Annotated in this window: 17 protein-coding genes and 4 tRNA genes; 20 read left to right on the forward strand and 1 reads right to left on the reverse strand. The window is 41.8% G+C overall.

Annotated features, from left to right (window positions below; all coding sequences use genetic code 11):
• Positions 1 to 196 precede the first annotated feature (196 nt).
• From AC1U9Z_RS16720 to AC1U9Z_RS16795, 16 genes are all read left to right on the forward strand, one after another.
• A complete protein-coding gene (locus AC1U9Z_RS16720) occupies positions 197 to 1,549 on the forward strand; it encodes a DUF5050 domain-containing protein (RefSeq protein ID WP_479958394.1) in 1,353 nt (450 codons plus the stop codon).
• A gap of 86 nt (positions 1,550 to 1,635) precedes the next feature.
• Positions 1,636 to 2,130: an HD domain-containing protein gene (locus AC1U9Z_RS16725; RefSeq protein WP_479958395.1), complete on the forward strand. Its 495-nt coding sequence runs from the start codon at positions 1,636 to 1,638 to the stop codon at positions 2,128 to 2,130.
• 330 nt (positions 2,131 to 2,460) lie between these two features.
• Positions 2,461 to 4,194: a ribosomal protection-like ABC-F family protein gene (gene abc-f, locus AC1U9Z_RS16730; protein ID WP_479958396.1), complete on the forward strand. Its 1,734-nt coding sequence runs from the start codon at positions 2,461 to 2,463 to the stop codon at positions 4,192 to 4,194.
• Between the two features lie 156 nt (positions 4,195 to 4,350).
• The gene (locus tag AC1U9Z_RS16735; protein WP_479958397.1) at positions 4,351 to 5,019 is read left to right on the forward strand and encodes a response regulator transcription factor; all 669 of its coding nucleotides are present in this window, start codon (positions 4,351 to 4,353) and stop codon (positions 5,017 to 5,019) included.
• 2 nt (positions 5,020 to 5,021) lie between these two features.
• Complete coding sequence (locus tag AC1U9Z_RS16740) at positions 5,022 to 6,758, forward strand: sensor histidine kinase (protein ID WP_479958398.1); 1,737 nt, start codon at positions 5,022 to 5,024, stop codon at positions 6,756 to 6,758.
• Between the two features lie 152 nt (positions 6,759 to 6,910).
• Positions 6,911 to 7,516 (forward strand): SGNH/GDSL hydrolase family protein, encoded by a 606-nt coding sequence (locus AC1U9Z_RS16745; RefSeq protein ID WP_479958399.1) that lies wholly within the window; start codon positions 6,911 to 6,913, stop codon positions 7,514 to 7,516.
• A 10-nt stretch (positions 7,517 to 7,526) separates the two neighbouring features.
• On the forward strand, positions 7,527 to 8,933 hold the full coding sequence (locus AC1U9Z_RS16750) for an MBOAT family O-acyltransferase (RefSeq protein WP_479958400.1): 1,407 nt from the start codon (positions 7,527 to 7,529) through the stop codon (positions 8,931 to 8,933).
• 520 nt (positions 8,934 to 9,453) lie between these two features.
• Positions 9,454 to 10,029 (forward strand): RNA 2',3'-cyclic phosphodiesterase, encoded by a 576-nt coding sequence (thpR, locus tag AC1U9Z_RS16755; RefSeq protein ID WP_479958401.1) that lies wholly within the window; start codon positions 9,454 to 9,456, stop codon positions 10,027 to 10,029.
• A gap of 142 nt (positions 10,030 to 10,171) precedes the next feature.
• The gene (locus AC1U9Z_RS16760; protein WP_479958402.1) at positions 10,172 to 10,780 is read left to right on the forward strand and encodes a flavodoxin family protein; all 609 of its coding nucleotides are present in this window, start codon (positions 10,172 to 10,174) and stop codon (positions 10,778 to 10,780) included.
• A gap of 8 nt (positions 10,781 to 10,788) precedes the next feature.
• Positions 10,789 to 11,790, forward strand: coding sequence for a deoxyguanosinetriphosphate triphosphohydrolase (locus tag AC1U9Z_RS16765; RefSeq protein WP_479958403.1), 1,002 nt, complete (start codon positions 10,789 to 10,791; stop codon positions 11,788 to 11,790).
• A gap of 198 nt (positions 11,791 to 11,988) precedes the next feature.
• Positions 11,989 to 13,800 (forward strand): DNA primase, encoded by a 1,812-nt coding sequence (dnaG, locus tag AC1U9Z_RS16770; RefSeq protein ID WP_479958404.1) that lies wholly within the window; start codon positions 11,989 to 11,991, stop codon positions 13,798 to 13,800.
• Positions 13,797 to 14,900, forward strand: a complete 1,104-nt coding sequence (gene rpoD / locus AC1U9Z_RS16775; protein WP_333529952.1) for an RNA polymerase sigma factor RpoD — start codon at positions 13,797 to 13,799, stop codon at positions 14,898 to 14,900. Before dnaG ends, rpoD begins: the two co-directional genes overlap by 4 nt.
• A 70-nt stretch (positions 14,901 to 14,970) precedes the next feature.
• Positions 14,971 to 15,045 (forward strand) — tRNA-Asn (locus AC1U9Z_RS16780).
• Between the two features lie 7 nt (positions 15,046 to 15,052).
• Positions 15,053 to 15,127, forward strand: a tRNA-Ile gene (locus AC1U9Z_RS16785).
• Between the two features lie 89 nt (positions 15,128 to 15,216).
• A tRNA-Glu gene (locus tag AC1U9Z_RS16790) sits at positions 15,217 to 15,292 on the forward strand.
• A 9-nt stretch (positions 15,293 to 15,301) separates the two neighbouring features.
• A tRNA-Val gene (locus AC1U9Z_RS16795) sits at positions 15,302 to 15,377 on the forward strand.
• A 131-nt stretch (positions 15,378 to 15,508) separates the two neighbouring features.
• On the opposite strand, the gene AC1U9Z_RS16800 is transcribed toward AC1U9Z_RS16795, so the two are convergent.
• Entirely contained in the window at positions 15,509 to 16,225 is a 717-nt protein-coding gene (locus AC1U9Z_RS16800) for a FadR/GntR family transcriptional regulator (RefSeq protein ID WP_333529951.1), read from the reverse strand.
• A 518-nt stretch (positions 16,226 to 16,743) separates the two neighbouring features.
• Here AC1U9Z_RS16800 and AC1U9Z_RS16805 point away from each other — a divergent pair.
• The 4 genes from AC1U9Z_RS16805 to AC1U9Z_RS16820 form a co-directional block, all read left to right on the forward strand.
• Positions 16,744 to 17,685, forward strand: coding sequence for a hydroxyacid dehydrogenase (locus AC1U9Z_RS16805; RefSeq protein WP_333529950.1), 942 nt, complete (start codon positions 16,744 to 16,746; stop codon positions 17,683 to 17,685).
• A gap of 23 nt (positions 17,686 to 17,708) precedes the next feature.
• Positions 17,709 to 18,746 carry an Ldh family oxidoreductase gene (locus tag AC1U9Z_RS16810; RefSeq protein WP_333529949.1) on the forward strand — a complete coding sequence of 346 codons (1,038 nt, stop codon included), beginning with the start codon at positions 17,709 to 17,711 and terminating at the stop codon, positions 18,744 to 18,746.
• A gap of 83 nt (positions 18,747 to 18,829) precedes the next feature.
• The gene (locus AC1U9Z_RS16815; RefSeq protein ID WP_333529943.1) at positions 18,830 to 19,108 is read left to right on the forward strand and encodes a UxaA family hydrolase; all 279 of its coding nucleotides are present in this window, start codon (positions 18,830 to 18,832) and stop codon (positions 19,106 to 19,108) included.
• Between the two features lie 5 nt (positions 19,109 to 19,113).
• A partial coding sequence (locus tag AC1U9Z_RS16820) for a UxaA family hydrolase (RefSeq protein WP_479958405.1) occupies positions 19,114 to 19,956 on the forward strand: 843 nt, incomplete at its 3' end.

Raw genomic sequence — 19,956 nt, forward strand, 5'->3', positions numbered from 1 at the left:
CAGGTAGTATTTTTCAGCATAAACCGCTAAAAAATCTCCACCTTACCCTTGACTTCACAGAAGGGGTTATTCACTAGCAAAGGATGGTCTTAGGCCAGAATTACGAGTTTAGGGACTAAACTAAATTTGACAATTCCAATCTATATACATTTATCTGCCCGTAATTTTGCTGCTTTTTATTATCTGCGAGGTTATTTTGGGAAGGGATATAAAATTATCCTGGAATGGAATCAGTTTATACGCAGTTAGTATAGGTGTTTGGACCAAGAATTACATACACAGATTAGTGAAGGAAAAGGTTGTGGATTTTGAATATTTGGAAACCATCCTTAAAAAAGGCAGGTGGAAACTTCTTGAGCAGAAGGAAAACTGTTTATTGATAAAACCCGAGTTTGACTTTCCTTTTAGAATGTTAATTAAAGACACGGTACAAATACAGTATTCTGATAAAACTGCTATTATTGAAGGACCCTGGTATTATGTTAATGCTCTTGTAAATGATATTAGGGGAAAAAGTAGTATATGGACAAAGGGAGTTACAAGTATTGGAGCATTCGTACTGGTCATTGTTTTAGTAGCCATACCATTTTTGTTTGACGAAGGGGTTCTTTGGAGTTTGAGACTGAGTTACCACAATTCACAGGTGAAAGATGTTGAAATAATTGAAATTAAACCTCAAGGGGTACTTGGCAATACGAATGAGAATACAAACAATTATGGATTTGGAGTTGAAAATGAAGAGTATGTGTTCTATGTAGAAGACCATCTTAATCTTATAAGAGCAAGTAAAGATTTTCAAGATAAAAACTATCTAATCCAGAAAGCAAGTGGAACAGGTATAAGCAGACTTAATATAGCAGGCGATTGGATTTTCTATAGTAGTGGTAAAACACTTAACAGGATTAAGATTGATGGAACGGACAATCAAACAATATACAAATTGAGCTATCTTTCCGATATACATATGAAAGAAAATTGGATTTATTTTATTAACCCTTTTGATGTTTTTAATGTATATAGAATGGATATTAACGGTAGAAACCTTGAGAGATTCCTAAGGATTCAGGCTTCAGATATTGCCCTATATGGCGACAGACTGTTCTTCAGTCATGAAGGGGATGGCAATGGTTATGTTGAAAGCATAGGACTTGATGGAAACGATAGAAGAGTTGAGTGCCAAGTCTTTGCCAAAGACTTGACCATAAGGGAGGATTATTGCTATTTTATTGGGGAAGATTTCAGATTGAATCGGATTGAAGTAGACAAAAACGCTCAAAAACAGATTTTGGTAGATGACAAGGTTTCATCTTATATCATTACGGATAATGGTATATTTTATTCCCTTCATTCTAAAGATGTAGGCTACCCAGGAGAGGGAGTTTACCGAATGGAGTTAGATGGTTCAGATCGGGCGCTTGTTTCAGACACTTACCATCTTGAGGGGTTTACTCATGTAGGAGAGTGGTTGTTATTCCATTCATCAGACAAAGAAGCACTTCCTGTCCTTAAAAAACTTAATATATTAACAGGTGCCATTGAAACAATTTGAATAGAAAATGTTAAGAAAACAATCGAAAAGAAATAAGCGTTGATAATTTAACAAAAATTTCAGCTTTGATTCTGTGGAGGTAATCGATGTTTAAAGAGAAAATTATTCGAGAGATGAAGGAAGTCTTCAAAGAAATTCCTTTCGGGGTGGAGCATACTCTTAAAGTATTGCAAAATGCAGAAGAAATAATGAAAGATGAAAATATTGGAGAAGAAGAAAAAGAATTAATCCGTATGGTAGCAATACTACATGATATTGGTGCCGTTGAAGCAGAAAGAAAGTATGCTTCAATAGAGGGTGTTTATCAAGAGAAAGAGGGACCAGGGGTAGCACGAGAGATATTGAAAAAGGTAGGCTTTGACAAAAATATTGATAGGATATGCTTTATAATCGGTAATCATCATACACCTTCCAAAATTGATGGAATCGATTTTCAAATACAATGGGAAGCGGATTTGTTAGAAAATTTAACAGTAATGGATATACAAAGGCAACAGCAAGAAATAAAAAAATGTATAGATGATAATTTTAAAACAAGTACGGGAAAAAAGATTGCTTATAAGCGTTTTATTTTAGGTTAAAATCTTTGTTGTGCAAGTAGCATGACTTATTTTTTGCTGGTTGTTCGATTAATGGTTTTTACTATATTTGCATTTAAAGTTTAATATGGTATTATTAACTTATCTCTAAAAACAGGAGGTGCAGAAAAGATGTGTAAAGCCGAATTAATTTTGATTAACCACAAATTTAATCGAGTAATTCAGGAGAAGGCACATCTTTATTGCTGACTGTTTTTATTTTGTTGTTCTGTAAATTCTGTAAATACAGTTAAGAAACAAAGGCGAGGATGTACTCCGTCGTCTTTTTTTGTGCCCTTCTCCGCAAATAATTGAAAAAGGAGAAGGGGCTAAATGAATATATTATTTGAAGGAATATTCAAGAGTTACCATGACAAGATGGTACTGGCAAACATTAGCGGTAGAATTGGTGATGGCGACAAAATTGGCTTTATTGGTAAAAACGGCATAGGGAAGACAGCACTTTCCAGAATTTTAGCTGGTTTGGAAAACCCGGATACGGGGAGCATTGAGTATGCTCCACAGAATACACGAATCGTTTATCTGCAACAATACCCGGAATTTGACCCGGGTGCTTCCGTGTACGAAGAGGTGTATAAAGAGGTTAGCAAAAATTGGGATGGGTATGAATCAATTGATACGATCGTGAAAAAATCGTTGCATCATATGGAAATCCATGAATCTTTATGGGGTCAGGAGGGTACAAGTTTAAGCGGCGGCGAAAAAACAAAGCTCATGCTTTGCAAAGTCCTTACAAGGGATTTTGATTTGTTGATACTTGATGAACCTACGAATCATTTGGATGTATCTAGCGCAGCGTCCTTGGAAAGGATTATCAAGCGAATCAAACAATCGGTTTTAATTATATCGCACAACAGATATTTGCTGGATCGTGTGGCAGACCGTATCTGGGAATTAACCGCCACTGGTTTAAAGACCTATAAAGGCAATTATTCAGCGTATAAAATACAAAAAGAAAACGAAGACAAACATACTGTCAAGGAATATAAAAAACAGCAATTGCAAATTAAACAATTAAAACAGGCCATCCGCCATAGAAGAAACTGGCTGGCAAGCGCGCAAAAAAGTTCTGACTATAAAAATGCCGCCAAAACGCAGGCTAGCGCTATAAAGGCAAAGGAAAAAGAACTTGCCCGCTTAGTAAGTAATAGAATGGAAAAACCGCTGCACGTTTCGCTGCCGGCTTTTGATTTTATCAACAAACTGCATATTCAAAGCAACAAGTTATCCCCTGTTGTTGTACGGGCGAGCCAAATATCCAGGGCTTTTGGAGATAATGTTGTGTTCCAAGACCTGTCATTTACGATTGGCAGAGGTGAAAAGATAGCCCTGTTGGGGGATAACGGAGCGGGTAAAACCACGCTCTTAAAAATACTATGTGGTGTTGACCGTGATTTTCAAGGTCAATTATCTTTAGATCCGAACCTTAAAATAGGCTACTTTTCTCAAGAATTTGAAGAGCTTAACGCCGATAAAAATATCCTTGATAACGTTATGGCTTCAAATAAATCAATAGAAGATATCCGAACCCTGCTTGCTTGCCTGCTTTTTAGGAAAAATGATGTTTTCAAGAAGATTAAAGGGTTGAGCATGGGAGAAAAAAGCAGGGTTACATTTGCCAGGCTGATTTTATCAGGCGCCAATTTTCTTGTTCTGGATGAACCTACCAACTATTTAGATATCGCTGCTAAGGAAAAAATCGAAGAAGTCTTAGAGAAATATGCGGGCGGTATTTTATTTGTTTCACATGATATCTATTTTGTACAAAGGATTGCCACTAAAATCTTGCTTCTTGAGGATGGCTCACTGAAATGCTATGAAGGAAATTATGAGTATTACCTGCGCAAGAGAAAAAATCAATGTACACAAAATAATGGCCAATTGGATTTAATAACAATTCGCAACCGTATCTTGCAACTGGAATGTGACTTAGCATGCATTGGTGGAAAATTGAATGATCGGTTAAGTGAGGAGGAGAAGAAAGGCCTTAATGAAGAGTATATGAGAAAAGCACGAGAACTGAAGGCGTTAAGGCAACGTATGTAATTTGCGTGTTGATTCAGTGGTGGCATGATAAGTATATATGAATGCTGCCTAGAGGTGAGTTTACGATATTCGTTAAGGAGTGACTGGTTTCCTGGCTGAGCACCTTCACGTTAACAATTATAATTAAGTTTGTAAGAACACAGATGGAGATATGGGATGAATAAAATAATGGTTGTTGAAGATGAGGATATTTTACGGGAAGTGATCATGGACTATCTAATCGAGGATGGCTATCAGGTATTAGAGGCGGCAGATGGAGAAAAAGCATTAGAGCTATTTCAATCAAATTCTGTTGATTTAGTTATATTAGACATTGTTTTGCCGAAGGTTGACGGCTGGTCAGTATGCCGGAGAATACGAAAAAATTCCAGTGTCCCGATCATCATTTTAACTGCTCGTTCCGATGAGGATGACTCTCTTCTGGGCTATGAGCTGGGAGCGGATGATTATCTCATCAAACCATATAGTCCCCGTGTTTTAATGGCAAAAGTGAAACGATTTCTTGAAAAACACGCGGATACGATGGATGGAATGCTGCTATCCAGTGGCGGTGTTGTGATAAATATGGGAGCAAGACTTGTTACTGTAGAGAGTAATACAATTAATTTGACTCATACGGAATTTGAAATTCTTGCTTACTTAATGCAAAATGAAGGAATTGTAATTACCAGAGAGCAACTCATTTCCAAGATATGGGGTTATGATTTTTACGGTGATGAAAAGACAGTAAACAGTCATATCAGAAACCTACGTGCCAAGCTGGGCAGCAAAGGCAGCCGTATTGTTACGGTTATCCGTTCGGGATATAAATTCGCAAAGGAATAGCTATGAAAAAAAGTATTGTTTTTAAATGGTTTGTGCTGACAACGCTATTATTCTCTTTGATGTTTTTATTTATTGGCATCACGCAAAATTACTTTTTTGAGAGATATTATATTAATAAGAAATCGGATACCCTCAAAATGCATATGAACGAGTACTTAGGCCTGGCAGCGAAAAAAGGGGCGGAAGCGGCATCCGAGGAACTATATAAGGATAATCATATTTGGATTACAAAATTGGATGAATATGGACGTATTTGGGATGTAGATAATTACTATATTGAAGTGAAATTGAAGAATGAATCCCAGGGTAATTTACGAATACCGATGTACTCCTTTGAAGGGGAATTTTCCTCCGATGTACTCTTTTCACTCAAGGTCGGCGATGAGGTGGTTATTGATACTGTTAATATAGTAAATGAAAGAATACCTTATCATATACAGACTGATTCAACGGGAGTCGTAAATTTAAACATTGCAAACAAGCTGCATGGTCCTCGTGCCGATAAAGCCTATGGTCATCTGAGCACGGGCCTATACAGAGGAACCGTAACAAAAACTGTATTTCCGGAACGAGCAGAGTATATTTCGTTTCCTTACCATGAACGTTTCTTTTTGAAACAGTTAAAGGAATTTCAAGTGGGTCTGCTGGCGAATACCGCGAAACCTCTTCAGCATACAGAAGAACGTAGGGCAATAGAAAATTTTGCGGAATATAAGGTAATCATTAAACCAGTTATTGAAAATGGGGTAACGGGATATGTTTTTGCTATGACCTCCCTTCAGCCGGTAGATGAGGCCATAGCGGTCATGCGACAATTCTATCCTTACTATTTCGGATTTACTTTTTTGTATGTGATCGTTTTGGCATTTGTTTTTTCGAAGTGGCTAGCCAAACCGCTGATATCGATCAACCGCATTACAGGGCAAATAGCAAACCTGGATTTTAGGGAAAAGTTGCCGGTGCGTTCCGAGGATGAAATTGGTCAGTTATCCCAAAATATCAATGACTTGTCGAGCCGGATTGAAACGTATATTGATCAGCTGAAACAGGATCTTGATAAAGAGAAACAGTTGGAAAATACACGAAAGGAATTTATTGCCGGGGTATCTCATGAATTAAAAACGCCGCTTGCTGTTATGAAAAGTTGTCTATCCATTTTAAAAGACGGCATTGCAGTTAAAAAAAGGGAACATTATGTACAGGCGATGGACGATGAAATACAGCGGATGGATTTGCTGGTTGTTAATATGCTAGATCTGGCTAAGTTTAAATCCGGTACCTATCGGCCTGAAATGGCTCCTTTTGAAATCGATAAGGCGATCACCGAGGTATGCAGATCACTGGCTGAGCAGATAGAGGAGAAAACCCTCTCCCTTACATTAAAACTTTGTCCTCAAATGGTAGTGGGGCATAAAGGGCTGATCAGTCGCGTGATTACTAATTTTCTCAGTAATGCCATCCAGCACACGGAGCAGGGACATGCCATCATAATTACGGTAAGAGACAAGGGACAAACGACGGAAATCAGCATAGAAAATCAGGGGAAGCCAATATCAGAGGAAGACAGGAAAAGGATATGGGACCAATTCTACCGTGCGGAGGCCAGGACAGCCAAGGCCGGTACGGGTCTTGGGCTCTCTATAGCGAAGGAAATCCTGGAACTTCATCAAGCGGTTTATGGTGTGGCAAATACGCCAGACGGCGTCCGCTTTTTCTTTGCATTGCCGGTACAGCCCTAAAGCATTGTTTTACGCTTAGCCCAATCATTTAATAGGTTACCCGCGGAACAGCTATGAAGGATCCTTCATGGCTGTTTTATTTGATCTGCACCTGATCTGCATTTTGCTGCTGTAAGATCGGTGTATCAAATAAAGAAAAGAGGTATTTATTTATGAAAAAACGAATAAGGTGTTTCCTGGCAGGTATCCTTTTAATTGGCCTGACTGCCTGCGGGAATACAACGGTAGAAGAAGATGTTGCTGCTAAGTTTGAGAACAGTGTGTTGATGGGAGATTCCATTACCGAAGGTTTTACAGTTAATGAAATCCTGCCGAAGCAATGTGTAATAGCCGGGGCGGGAGCAACGGCCGGTTTTACTTATGATGACATTGGTACTCTGGTTGAAAGGAAACCGGATAACGTTTTTATCATGTTGGGGTCCGATGACATGCTCATGCCGGTGGCTGATCCAAAAGAATTATTCAGCAAGGATGTAACAAAACTAGTTAACAAGATAAAGGAAGAGCTGCCCCACAGTAGAATACACCTCCAGTCTATTACACCGGTGACAGAGGAGGCATTAAGACAAGAGCCCCGCTATGGAAGAATAGAGGAATACAATGAGCTTTTGCAGGCGTTAGCGGATCAGTTATCCGTTAATTATATAGACATAGGGGCAATGGCAAAGGAAAATCCGGATTTATTCGCCGAAGATGGTGTTCATTTCAAGAAGGAATTTTACCGGCTGTGGCTGAAGAAACTCTCCCAAGCATTATAGTGAGGGACATATGGTTTTTAGCAGTCTGTTTTTTACCTTTGCTTTTTTGCCGCTCACAGTAATTCTTTATTATTTGGCAGCAAAGCATTTGAGGAATATGGTTCTGCTTACTGCAAGCCTGTTGTTCTATGCCTGGGGAGAACCTGTCTATGTGTTATTGATGTGCGGTTCCATAATGATTAATTACTGGATAGGCACTCTCTTAAGTAGCGATGCTGCCGGCAGCCGGAAAAGGGCGCTTTTTTTAATCATCAGTCTGGTGTTCAATTTAGGCTGTCTTGCTTATTATAAATATTTCGGCATGATCATAAGTACAATAGCCTCCATTGGCAGTTGGCATTTGAATGTAGGAACACTGGCACTGCCCCTAGGAATTTCGTTTTACACCTTTCAGGCCCTATCCTACGTGATGGATGTATATAGGGGAAAAATAAAGCCGCAGAAAAGCCTGATTCCCTTTGCTCTTTATATTACGATGTTCCCGCAGTTGGTGGCCGGGCCCATTGTGACCTATGCAGACATTGAATCACAGTTAGCAGACAGAAGCATAAATTTCGAAGAATTTTACGCCGGGATGCAGCGCTTCCTGTGCGGCTTGGCAAAAAAAGTACTTCTTGCCAATCCTATAGGACTGCTATGGTCTGAAGTAAAAGCCATGCCCGGTGCAGAAATTTCAGTGCTCATGGCCTGGGCCGGAGTGATTGCCTTTGCCTTGCAGATATATTTTGATTTCAGCGGCTATTCGGACATGGCCAGCGGATTGGGAAAAATGTTTGGATTTTATTTTAAGGAAAACTTCCGGTATCCATATCGTTCACAAAGTGTTTCAGAATTCTGGCGGAGATGGCATATCTCCCTCGGGTCCTGGTTTAAGGAATACGTATATATTCCTCTTGGCGGGAGCCGTGTCGGAAAGTGGAAAATGATACGAAATCTGCTCATCGTATGGTTTCTCACAGGGCTCTGGCATGGTGCAAGCTGGAATTTTGTTTTATGGGGGCTTTATTTTGCGATTTTAATCATCGTAGAAAAACTGTTTTTGCAGAAAAGCATGATACGATGGCCAAAGGCTGTTCGTAATCTATACGTATTGCTGTTTGTAGCGATAGGTTGGGTGTTTTTTGAATTTACCAACCTGACGGATGTGTTGAATTTTCTGCTGAGCATGTTTGGCGTGGGCGGCAACACACTGGTTGGCGACCAAGCAGTTGTGAAGCTAAAAGCGTATGCCCTCTTATATATTGTTTGTATCCTTGCCGCTTCACCTGGACCGAAGAAACTGGCGGTATTACTTAAAGGAAGCCATTGCAATATTTATAATTTAGCAGTAAACGTGTATTATTGTATACTAATGTTTTTTTCAACAGCATATATGGTTGGTTCAACTTACAATCCCTTTATCTATTTTCGATTTTAACCTGGAGGAGTGATCGCTAATAAAGAACAAAAATAATTTTGCTATTATCCAGAATATCCTGTGTATGCTGCCATTTTTATTTATACTTGCTATGTTTATATTTCATCTAATCCTACCGGATAAAACCTTTTCGAAGGAGGAACGACGTTACCTAGCACAAGGACCTGTTTTCGAGACGGAAAAAGTATTAAATGGCAGTTATGGGACGAAAGTTGAAACATATTTTTCAGATCAGTTTCCTTTTCGAAATTTTTGGGTTCATATTCAGGAAGGCTCCAATCAAATTTTATTTAAAAGTTTCAAATAAATTTAGAAGCACGGGGGTCGTGCCATTCACATTCAACTGTAACAGCTAAATGGTTAATCGTGCAGTCAAGGCCGAAAACCATATGATTTGACAAATTTAGACCCCTTTACTCAGCATACTTCAGGCACATGGGGTAAATCTTAGTAAAACGAAAATCACAAAGAGGATTTACTTATTTGCTGTCGAATAGCTCTATAGAAAAGGGTAGGCAATATGAAAAATTTAAGATTATTTATCGCCATTGAAATACCTCTGGTTTTAAAAGAGAGGCTAAATAAGGTTCAGCAATCCCTAAAGGAGTATACAACGGGGGTTAAATGGGTTAGTCCAGATAATTTTCATTTGACACTAAAATTTCTCGGCGATACTCCGGAAAACAAGTGTAAGGATATAGGTGAAGCCATGCAGCAAAGCGGTCAGCAATTTTCAGCTTTTACACTGTCATTGCAGGGATTAGGTACCTTTCCCGGCAAAGGGAATCCCAAAGTCCTCTGGACTGGGGTGCATGGAGATAAAGATAGATTGCTAGGGCTACAGCATTCCTTAGATAAAAAATTAGCCAATTTAAATTTCCCTGCGGAACATCGAAAATATTCTCCCCACCTAACCCTCGGAAGAATGAAAGATTTCAGCGATACGGATAGGTTGGTGACAGAGGTTACCAAACACAAGCAGGAAAAATTCGGCCAATGGCAAGTCACAAATATTCACTTGATCCAAAGTACACTTACACCCAGCGGGCCGATTTATAAACCGTTAAAAACGGTTGAATTAGTCCTTAGCGATTAGAAGCCAAAAGCGAACAGCTAAAGGCGAAAGGAACGGTCTAATCAAAAAAGATCTGGCATAGAGTTTTATAGACTATCTAATAGATCATATTTATTTGCATCATGATACCCTCTCAATTTTTTTAAAAACGAGGAGGCTTATTATGATTATACTGGGTTTAAATGGCAGTCCCCGTGCCGATGGTAATACTGCATTTATGCTCAACAAAGCACTGGCAGAAGCCAGTGAATTGGGGGCAGAAACGAAACTGATTCAGCTGGCGGAATGCGTGTTAACGGCAGATCCACTGTTTTGTGATGCCTGTACCAACCCCTGTGTGGGTGCCTGCTATCGGGATACCCCTCTGGGGGATGTGTTGGAACTTATAAAAGCTGCGGATGGCATCATCTTAGGTAGTCCAGTGTATTTTGGTACCATCGCTTCACCAATGAAGCTTTTTTGGGATAAAACCAGGGCTTTGCGCAAGGAAAAGGCCTTGGTGGATGTGGTGGGTGCCGCAGTTACGGTGGGTGCTTCTCGTTTTGGGGGGCAAGAACTTACGGTGCGTGCTTTACATGACATTATGTTGGTACACGGTATGACCATCGTTGGGGATGGAGCCTATGAGAATGACCCCGGACATCACGGTGCCTGTGCCCAAAAACCGGCCCAGGACGATCCGTTGGCTGCCAATCGCAGCAGGATCATCGGTCGCCGTGTGACAGAAGTGGCCCAAGCCACCCGTTCCTTGAGGAATAGGAAAAAAGGATAGATCGAAAGATGGAAATTCGCCGACAAACCGAGGAACTAGAAGCAAAAATTTTATCACCCTTTGCTTGCCTGAGTAAAAATACAAAGGGCAGGGAAAGAAAGGAAGAACCATGTCCAGTAAGAACAGAATTTCAGAGGGATCGCGATAGGATTATTCATTCCAAGGCCTTTCGGCGGCTTAAACTAAAAACCCAGGTATTTATTATCCCTGAGGGAGACCATTACCGTACCCGTCTGACCCACACCCTGGAGGTAGCCCAAATTGCCAGAACCTGTGCCAAGGCATTAGGGCTGAATGAAGACCTAACCGAAGCCATCGCACTGGGCCACGATTTGGGTCACACTCCCTTTGGTCATGCAGGTGAAGATGTCCTTGCCAGTCTCTATGATCTAGGTTTTAGGCATAATGAGCAGAGCATCCGAGTTGTAAAGCATTTGGAGGGTGATCAGGGATTAAACCTTACCTATGAGGTTTTGGATGGCATTCTTAATCATACCGGACCCAATAAGCCGATCACGCTGGAGGGGCAAATCGTAAAAATAGCGGATCGCATAGCCTATATCAATCATGATATTGATGATGCCTTAAGGGCCGGGATCATTAACATTCAGGATATTCCTTGGGATTGTTTAAGTGCATTAGGAGTAAGACATAGTCAACGGATTAATACCATGGTTTTTGATCTTATACAATTCAGCAAGGGCAAAGCAGAAATAGGTATGAGCAAAGAAATTCAAGGGGCCATGAACAACTTAAGAACTTTTATGTTTGAACATGTATATATTGGTTCTGAGGCAAAAAAGGAAGAAGATAAGGCAAGGTGTTTAATAAGGGCACTATATCTTTATTATATTGAAAACTACCATCATTTACCTATTGATATGCGTCAAAGGATAGAACATGAGGAAATTTCCAGGGTCGTGGTGGATTATATTGCCGGCATGACCGATCGTTATGCTGTGGCCCAATACAAAAAAATATTCATTCCCAAAGGATTTCCCTTAGAATAGCTCAATGTTTATATTCAATGCAAATATTGGTAATAATAAAGCTGTACCATGAGAAAAATTGTCGAAGTGTTGCAGGAGATTTTTTAATCGCAGCGAATAATCTTTAAACTGTAGTTCGGATTCCGGGCGCATTCCAAAAATGGGAAAAACCCCTGTCCATAGCAAAAAAGTAAGGAAAGGTAGCAAAGGGGTGAATAGATGGCTGGGCGGATTCCGGATTCTGTAATTGAAGAGATTAGGCAAAGATCGGACATTGTGGAAGTCATTTCCCGTTATGTGGCTTTAGAAAAACGCGGCAAGAATTATCTGGCCCTATGCCCCTTTCACCAGGAAAAGACACCTTCCTTTAACATAAACCAGGAGAGGCAGATATTTCATTGCTTTGGTTGCGGCGTTGGGGGGAATGTCTTTAAGTTTTTAATGATGGTGGAGGGTCTTTCTTTCCCCGAGGCTGTCAGAACCCAGGGGGCTAGAATAGGAATAGATGTTCCGGAAGAGGCCTCACCAAAGGACAATATTCAGCAAGCCAAGAAAGACAGGGCTTTTAAAATATATGGCTTAGTGAGGGACTTTTACCGCTTTCTGTTAACCAAAGATGTTGGCTCAGCAGCAATAAAATATATAGAGACCCGTAACCTTACCGATAGCACCAGGGAAAATTTTGAGCTGGGTTATGCACCACCGGGCTGGGATGCCTTAACAAAGTTCTTGACATCTAAAGGTATTTCTGGCGAAGAACTAACGAATTTGGGCTTGGTGCATAAAAAGGAAGCCGGGGGATATTACGATCGGTTTCGCCATCGGGTAATGTTTCCTATTTGGGATAGCCAGGGGCGGGTTGTGGGCTTCGGTGGCAGAACCATGGGGGACGATACTCCTAAGTACCTAAACTCACCAGAAGGGGAGTTTTTCAAAAAAGGGCAGCTTCTCTACGGTTTGCACATCGCCCGCAAAGGGATTAGAGAGCTTGGCTATGTGGCGTTAATGGAGGGCTATATGGATGTGGTAGCCACTTACCAGCATGGTGTGACCAATGCCGTAGCATCCCTGGGAACAGCCTTCACCCGGGAGCAGGGAAATTTGCTTATGAGTTATACCCACGATGTTGTGATAGCCTATGATTCCGATGACGCTGGGATCAAGGCAGCAATTCGGTCGGCAGATATTTTGCAGGAATTGGGCTGCCGAGTTAGAATTGCTACCATTGTTGGAGCAAAGGACCCGGATGAATATATTCAAGCCCATGGATTATCTGGCTGGCAAAGTGTAATTGAGCAGGCAATGCCAATGGTTCAATATAAGTTATTACAGGCGGCAAAAAAATACGGTATACAAAATCCAGGCACCAAACAAAGAATCCTACAGGAGGTGTTACCCAATTTGGCTTCTGTGGCCAGTGCCATTGAATTTGAAGAAACAGTTAAGCAAACGGCCACAGTTTTGCAGGTGAACTGGGAGACCGTGCTGGAGGAAATTAAAAATTACAAAAAAAGCTTAAGAAAAAAACCTACAATTCAGGATAATTTTACAAAAAATAGTCATAATATACCGAGTGTGAGGAATTTTTTGCCTCCGCCATTAAAGGATAAAAGGTCAATTGCTGAAGCAGGTATATTAAGATTTGCCATAGAAAATAAAGAATCTCTAGAACCGATCCTCCAAAACTTAGGTAAAGATTTTTTTCAAAATAGTGTTTACCAGAAAATATTTGATGTATATCTCGAGACGGGATATGAAGATTCTGTATTATTGGATGAATTAGATGAAATATCCCAAGGGGTTGTAAGCAGTTTACTGGTCCAAGAAATTCCAGGGCAAAATGCAGATCAAATACTTTCTGATTTAATTAATACCATAAAAAGAGCAAGAGAAAAAGCAAAACTTGATGAATTGTTAATAAAGTTGGCAGCGGCGGAGAAAAGCGGAGATACCGAAGGAGTAATCCAGCTGAGTCGCGAGATTAATCTTATCATGAAATCCGAGGGGCCCGAAAGGGGAGTGGCAACATGAGGGACGAAATGAAAGTAGAACAAGTTAAAGAATTAATTGAAAAGGGCAAAAAACGTGGGGTACTAACATACAACGAAATTATGGATACCCTTCAGGGTACCGAATTGTCGCCAGATCAAATTGATGACATTTATGAAAAAATTTCTGCCATGGGTATTGAAGTTGTCCCCTTAGCCAGTGATTTGGAGCCTCTGGAAGTAGATGACTCAGTGGACAATACACCCGAGGAAGAGGTAGAAGTAGAAGTAGATTTAAGTATTCCCGAGGGTATTGGTATTGACGATCCAGTTCGTATGTACTTAAAGGAAATTGGTCGGGTACCGCTTCTCACCCCCGAGGAAGAAATCGAACTGGCCAAACGGATGGAGCAAGGGGATGAAGAGGCTAAACGTCGTCTTGCTGAGGCTAACTTACGTTTAGTTGTAAGCATTGCCAAGCGTTATGTGGGCAGAGGAATGTTATTCCTGGATTTAATTCAAGAAGGTAATTTAGGTTTGATAAAAGCCGTAGAAAAATTTGATTTTCGTAAAGGCTTTAAATTTAGCACCTATGCAACTTGGTGGATTCGCCAGGCCATAACCAGGGCCATTGCAGACCAGGCTCGTACCATTCGTATACCCGTACACATGGTAGAAACCATCAATAAATTAATTCGGGTTTCCAGACAATTACTCCAAGAATTGGGGAGGGAACCATCGCCTGAGGAAATCGCTAAGGAAATGGATATTTCCGGCGATAAAGTCCGTGAGATTATGAAGATTGCCCAGGAACCTGTTTCACTGGAAACTCCCATTGGTGAAGAAGAAGATTCCCATTTAGGTGACTTCATTGAGGATGCGGATGCCAGGGCACCAGCAGAAGAAGCTTCCTTTACACTCCTCCGCGAACAACTGGACGAAGTGCTTAAGACATTAACCGATCGGGAGCAAAAGGTATTACGCTTGCGTTTTGGCTTAGATGACGGTCGTGCTAGAACACTGGAAGAAGTGGGACAAAAATTTGGTGTTACCAGGGAACGTATTCGTCAGATTGAAGCAAAGACATTGCGTAAATTGCGTCATCCTAGCCGCAGCAAGAAATTAAAGGATTATCTGGACTAAAATAATAAAAAAATAAAATATGGGTTGACCTCACGGAGTTGTTTTAGTATAATAACTTTCGTGATGATGCTCCTCGATAGCTCAATGGTAGAGCAACCGGCTGTTAACCGGTAGGTTGTAGGTTCGAATCCTACTCGGGGAGCCAAATATAAGGGCCTATAGCTCAATGGTGGAGCATCCGGCTCATAACCGGCTGGTTCCAGGTTCGAGTCCTGGTGGGCCCACCAATTGAGAAGTGGGATGTGAGAGGTTGGAAGTGAGAAGCCTCTCGCAAAAAGAATCCCACCTCTAATTTCTCACATCTCACCTCTCAAATGGCCCCTTGGTCAAGTGGTCTAAGACACCGCCCTTTCACGGCGGTAACACGGGTTCGAATCCCGTAGGGGTCACCAAATAAATATGGGCGATTAGCTCAGCTGGGAGAGCGCCTGCCTTACAAGCAGGATGTCGGCGGTTCGATCCCGTCATCGCCCACCAGAAAACCCTTACCAAATCGGTAAGGGTTTTGTTTTTTATGTCGTTAACGGCACAGGCGAGTAGCACAAGGGGACGGTTCTTTTGTGTTGTTCTATAGAACAACACAAAAGAACCGTCCCCTTGTGCTATGGCTAATTCCTTTTTTCCTTCTTTTCCTTTCGGTGAGTCTCCAACACACTGCTTAAGTGTTCTTCCATGACCTTCTTGGCTTCTTCTGCTTTGTGTTCAATAATAGCAGTTAATACACGCTCATGTTCGTCAATCGAACGGACGGCGCGACCTGGAATACGGTGGGTTTCGACCGTGGTATGCTCAAGCATATCTAAAATATTTTCCGTCATAATAGCAACCACTGGGTTTTGAGAGGCCTCTGCCACCAGGATGTGGAAGTTGCGGTTTAATTCCGCAAATCGGTCAGGGTAATCAGCCTCATCAACATTATGGGCTTCTTCTAATAGATTTTTTAGTTTAATATAGTCCTCAGGGGTACAACGCTGGGCGGCCCAAAAGGCAGCAGCCTTCTCTAAAAGAATACGAACCTCATAAATATGCTCCAACGTCTCCAAATGATACTGCAGAAGTTGGGATAGGTGCTGTCCCACCACACTGCCATCCGGGGTAGCCACAAAGATACCAACACCGTGCTTAACATCCAGCAGTCCGATACCTGCCAAGGTTTTTACAGCATCCCGGATGACCGTACGACTTACACCAAAGTTTTCGGCCATGTCTCTTTCAGTAGGCAGACGATCCCCAGGTTTTAATTGTCCTGTGGCTATAAGGTTTCTTATATAATCGGCAACCTCAGTGCGAAGGCTTTCACTACGTCCAATGCGATTATTAAACATTTCTCACCTCTAAAAAATTGGGTATACCGATAAAGGTAATACCTCTAGTGTTCTAAATATACTATATTTCACATTATCTCTCAAGATATATTAAAAAATATAAGGTCAAAGCAGAAGCAGAAAACATTTCGACAACCAAGGCAAAACAATTGCAAAATAAGGCAAATTTGCTTGAAAATAGTAGTGAAATGACTATCAATGTCGAACAAAGTCGTATTCTTGACAAAAAATAATTGACTAATCAAGTGAATAATTGTATTATCTTTTTAAGACTGGTATTACCACATACCTAATAATACATACCTTGCAACATTCCTCGTAACAAATATTATTTTTACTTAGAAAGAAACTAAATTCAATAATTATTTTTGCTGAAAAAGACCAGAATAATAAGAAGCTAAGCGTTACAGAAAAGGGCACAAAAGCCAAAGACTTATGCTTTTTGGTACAAGACCTTTTCTAACTCAAACTGACTGCTAGTAGCAGAGGGATTCTCATAATAAATTTGAGGTGAAAAAATGAAAACCGTTGTAACCGAATTAATCTGGGAAGAGGGTCTGGAGATCCTCAGGGAATTGGGCGAAGTTGTCTATGACCAAAATCTATGGAAAAGTGACAATTTAGCCGAAGTCGTCAAAGATTGCGATGTTCTAATCGTGAGGAACCAAACCAAGGTAACCGAAGAGTTAATGACCCAGGCCCCTAATTTAAAGGTTGTTGGCCGTTTGGGTGTAGGCTTGGATAATATCAATGTGGCAGCAGCCAAAGCAAAAGGCATCCCGGTTGTCTTTGCCCGTAACGCCAACGCTATTTCCGTAGCTGAGTATGTCTTTTCTGCCATGTTTGCCTTCTCACGTCCACTGGAAAAGGCGAACCAGGATGTCAAGCAGGGTAACTGGAACCGTAAACTCTGGACCAGGGAAGAAATCTATGGCAAGACCCTGGGGCTTGTCGGTGTAGGTGAAATTGGTGCAAGATTGGCCTCCAGAGCCAGAGCGATGGGTATGACAGTACTTGGGTATGACCCATTTTTACCCCCCTATGAACTGGCCTGCACCGACATTGGTGTTTGCATGACCTCCCTGGAGGAAGTATTAGCCAAATCAGACTATGTGAGCCTGCATGTACCCTTAAATGATAAAACCAGAAACTTAATTAATAAAGATAGCCTGGGCACCATGAAAAAGACATCCTATATCATCAATACCGCACGCGGCGGCGTGATCAATGAAGATGACCTTTATGAGGCACTTAAGTCCAAAACCATCGCTGGTGCTGCTCTGGATGTTTTGGCTAAGGAACCTCCAACTGGCAATAAACTTCTGGAACTGGACAACATTATTATTACACCTCACATTGCTGGCCTTACTGAAGAAGCACAGGTTCGCACTTCCGAGCTGGTGGCCCGTGAATGCACCAAAATTATTCGCGGTCAAGGCTCATTATGTGTCGTTAGATAAAACGAGGAACCGGAGGGTTACAAATGAATTTTAGTTCGGAAAAATTACTGACCTTTTGCTCAAATCTGTTACAAGGGGTGGGAGTTCCCAAGGCGGATGCTGATATTGTGGCAGATGTTTTGGTGGATACCAGCCTGGAAGGTTTAGATACCCACGGCATTAGCAGACTTCCCATTTACACCACCCGTATCCAAAATGGCCGGATCAATCCTCAAGCCAACATCAAAGTAGATAAAACTGCTCCGGCAGTGGCTGTGCTTGATGGAGACAACGGCCTGGGACAATTGGTTGGCGTTAAAGCCATGGAAGTGGCCATCAACCTGGCGAAAGAAGCTGGCATGGGCGGTGTAACAGTAAAACACAGCAACCACTATGGTGCTTCGGCCTACTTCTGTAAGCAGGCTGCGGCCGCCGGTATGATTGGCTTGGCCTTTACCAATACACCTTCTGGTATTCCGCCCTGGGGTGGACGGGAATCCTACTTTGGTACCAACCCCATTGCCTTTGGTTTCCCTGGTGAAGAACAGCCGGTGGTGGTAGATATGTCCTCTAGTATCGTGGCCAGGGGAAATATTATTCTGGCAGCTAAGCAGGACAAAGACATTCCCGAAGGTTGGGCCATCGATAAGGATGGTAAACCCACGACGGATGCCAAAGCTGCCTTAGCTGGTGCGGTACTGCCAATGGCAGGTCCCAAGGGTTATGCCATGGCCCTGGCGGTAGAAATTATGGCCGGTGTTTTAAGTGGCTCTGCCGTAGGCAAAGAAGTTGGCTGGATTTACGATGAAAGCACCGAACCAGTGGATATCGGACACTCTTTTATTGCATTAGATGTTTCAAAATTTATGCCTCTTGATGTATTTAAAGACAGAATGCAGCAAATGATAAAGGCGATTAAGGATACACCAAAGGCTGAGGGAGTAACAGAGATCTTTATTCCCGGCGAACGCAGAACCGTCAAAGCCAATGCCCGTAAGCAGGAAGGTGTTCCTGTACCGGAGCAATTACTAAACGAGTTGAATCAATTGGCTGAATCTGTGGGTGTACCAACTTTAGGCTAAGAAAATAATTTTGCAGGAGTCGGAGATGCTACCCGAACACCTGTAAGAGGTTATATAACCTATATAAAAAGGAGGAGTTTCGATTGATTAAGTTCTTAGTGCACGACCCCGAAGACATGGTTGGGGTAGCAGTGGCTGACATCGAAGCTGGTGAAACTGTAACCGGTAAAATTCAAGACTCTGACCAAACCATCGAAATTAAAGCAGTTAGCAATATTCCTCTGGGCCACAAAATTGCCCTGAAAGACATTGCCAATGGTGAAAGAATGATCAAGTACCACATCCCCGTTGGTAAAACCGTTGCTGACATCAAAAAAGGTGAACACGTACATACCCATAACCTAAAAACTGAAAGGTGGTAATCCAAATGAACATTCCGACTTTTATGGGCTATCGCCGTGAAAACGGTACTGTTGGTTGTCGTAACCACGTAATTATATTGCCGGTAGATGATATCTCTAACGCAGCTTGCGAAGCAGTGGCCTCACACGTACAAGGCACCATGGCTTTACCTCACCCCTATGGCCGCCTGCAGTTTGGTGAAGACTTAGAACTGCATTTCCGTACCCTTATCGGTACTGGCTGCAACCCTAACGTTGCTGCTGTAGTTGTTATTGGTATCGAACCCAACTGGACCAACCTGATCGTTGAAGGTATTGCTAAGACTGGTAAGCCAGTTGCTGGTTTCTACATTGAGCGTCATGGTGACTTCAAAACCGTGGAAATGGCTTCTTGGAAAGCCAAAGAATTCGTTCAGTACGCCACTGAACTGCAAAGAACCGAATGCAAACTAAATGAACTAACCGTTTCCACCAAATGTGGTGAGTCTGACACCACCTCTGGTTTAGCTGCTAACCCCTCCATCGGTCGTCTGTATGACCGCTTGGACCCCATGGGTCTGACCCTGTTCTTTGGTGAAACCTCCGAGTTAACCGGTGGTGAACACTTAGTAGCAGAGCGTTGCGCTACCCCGGAAGTAAGAGAAAAGTTTATGCAGACTTGGACCGCTTATGATGAGTTCATTAAGAGCCAAGGTGTAGACCTGTGCGGCACCCAGCCCACCCAGGGTAACATCGCCGGCGGCTTAACCACCATCGAAGAAAAAGCCCTTGGCAACATCCAAAAGATCGGTAAAGTAGCCAAAGTACAAAGCGTACTGACTCCAGCTGAAGCTCCCCAGGGCAAAGGTCTGCATTTCATGGATACTTCC

This window comes from Desulfotomaculum sp., assembly GCF_982386235.1.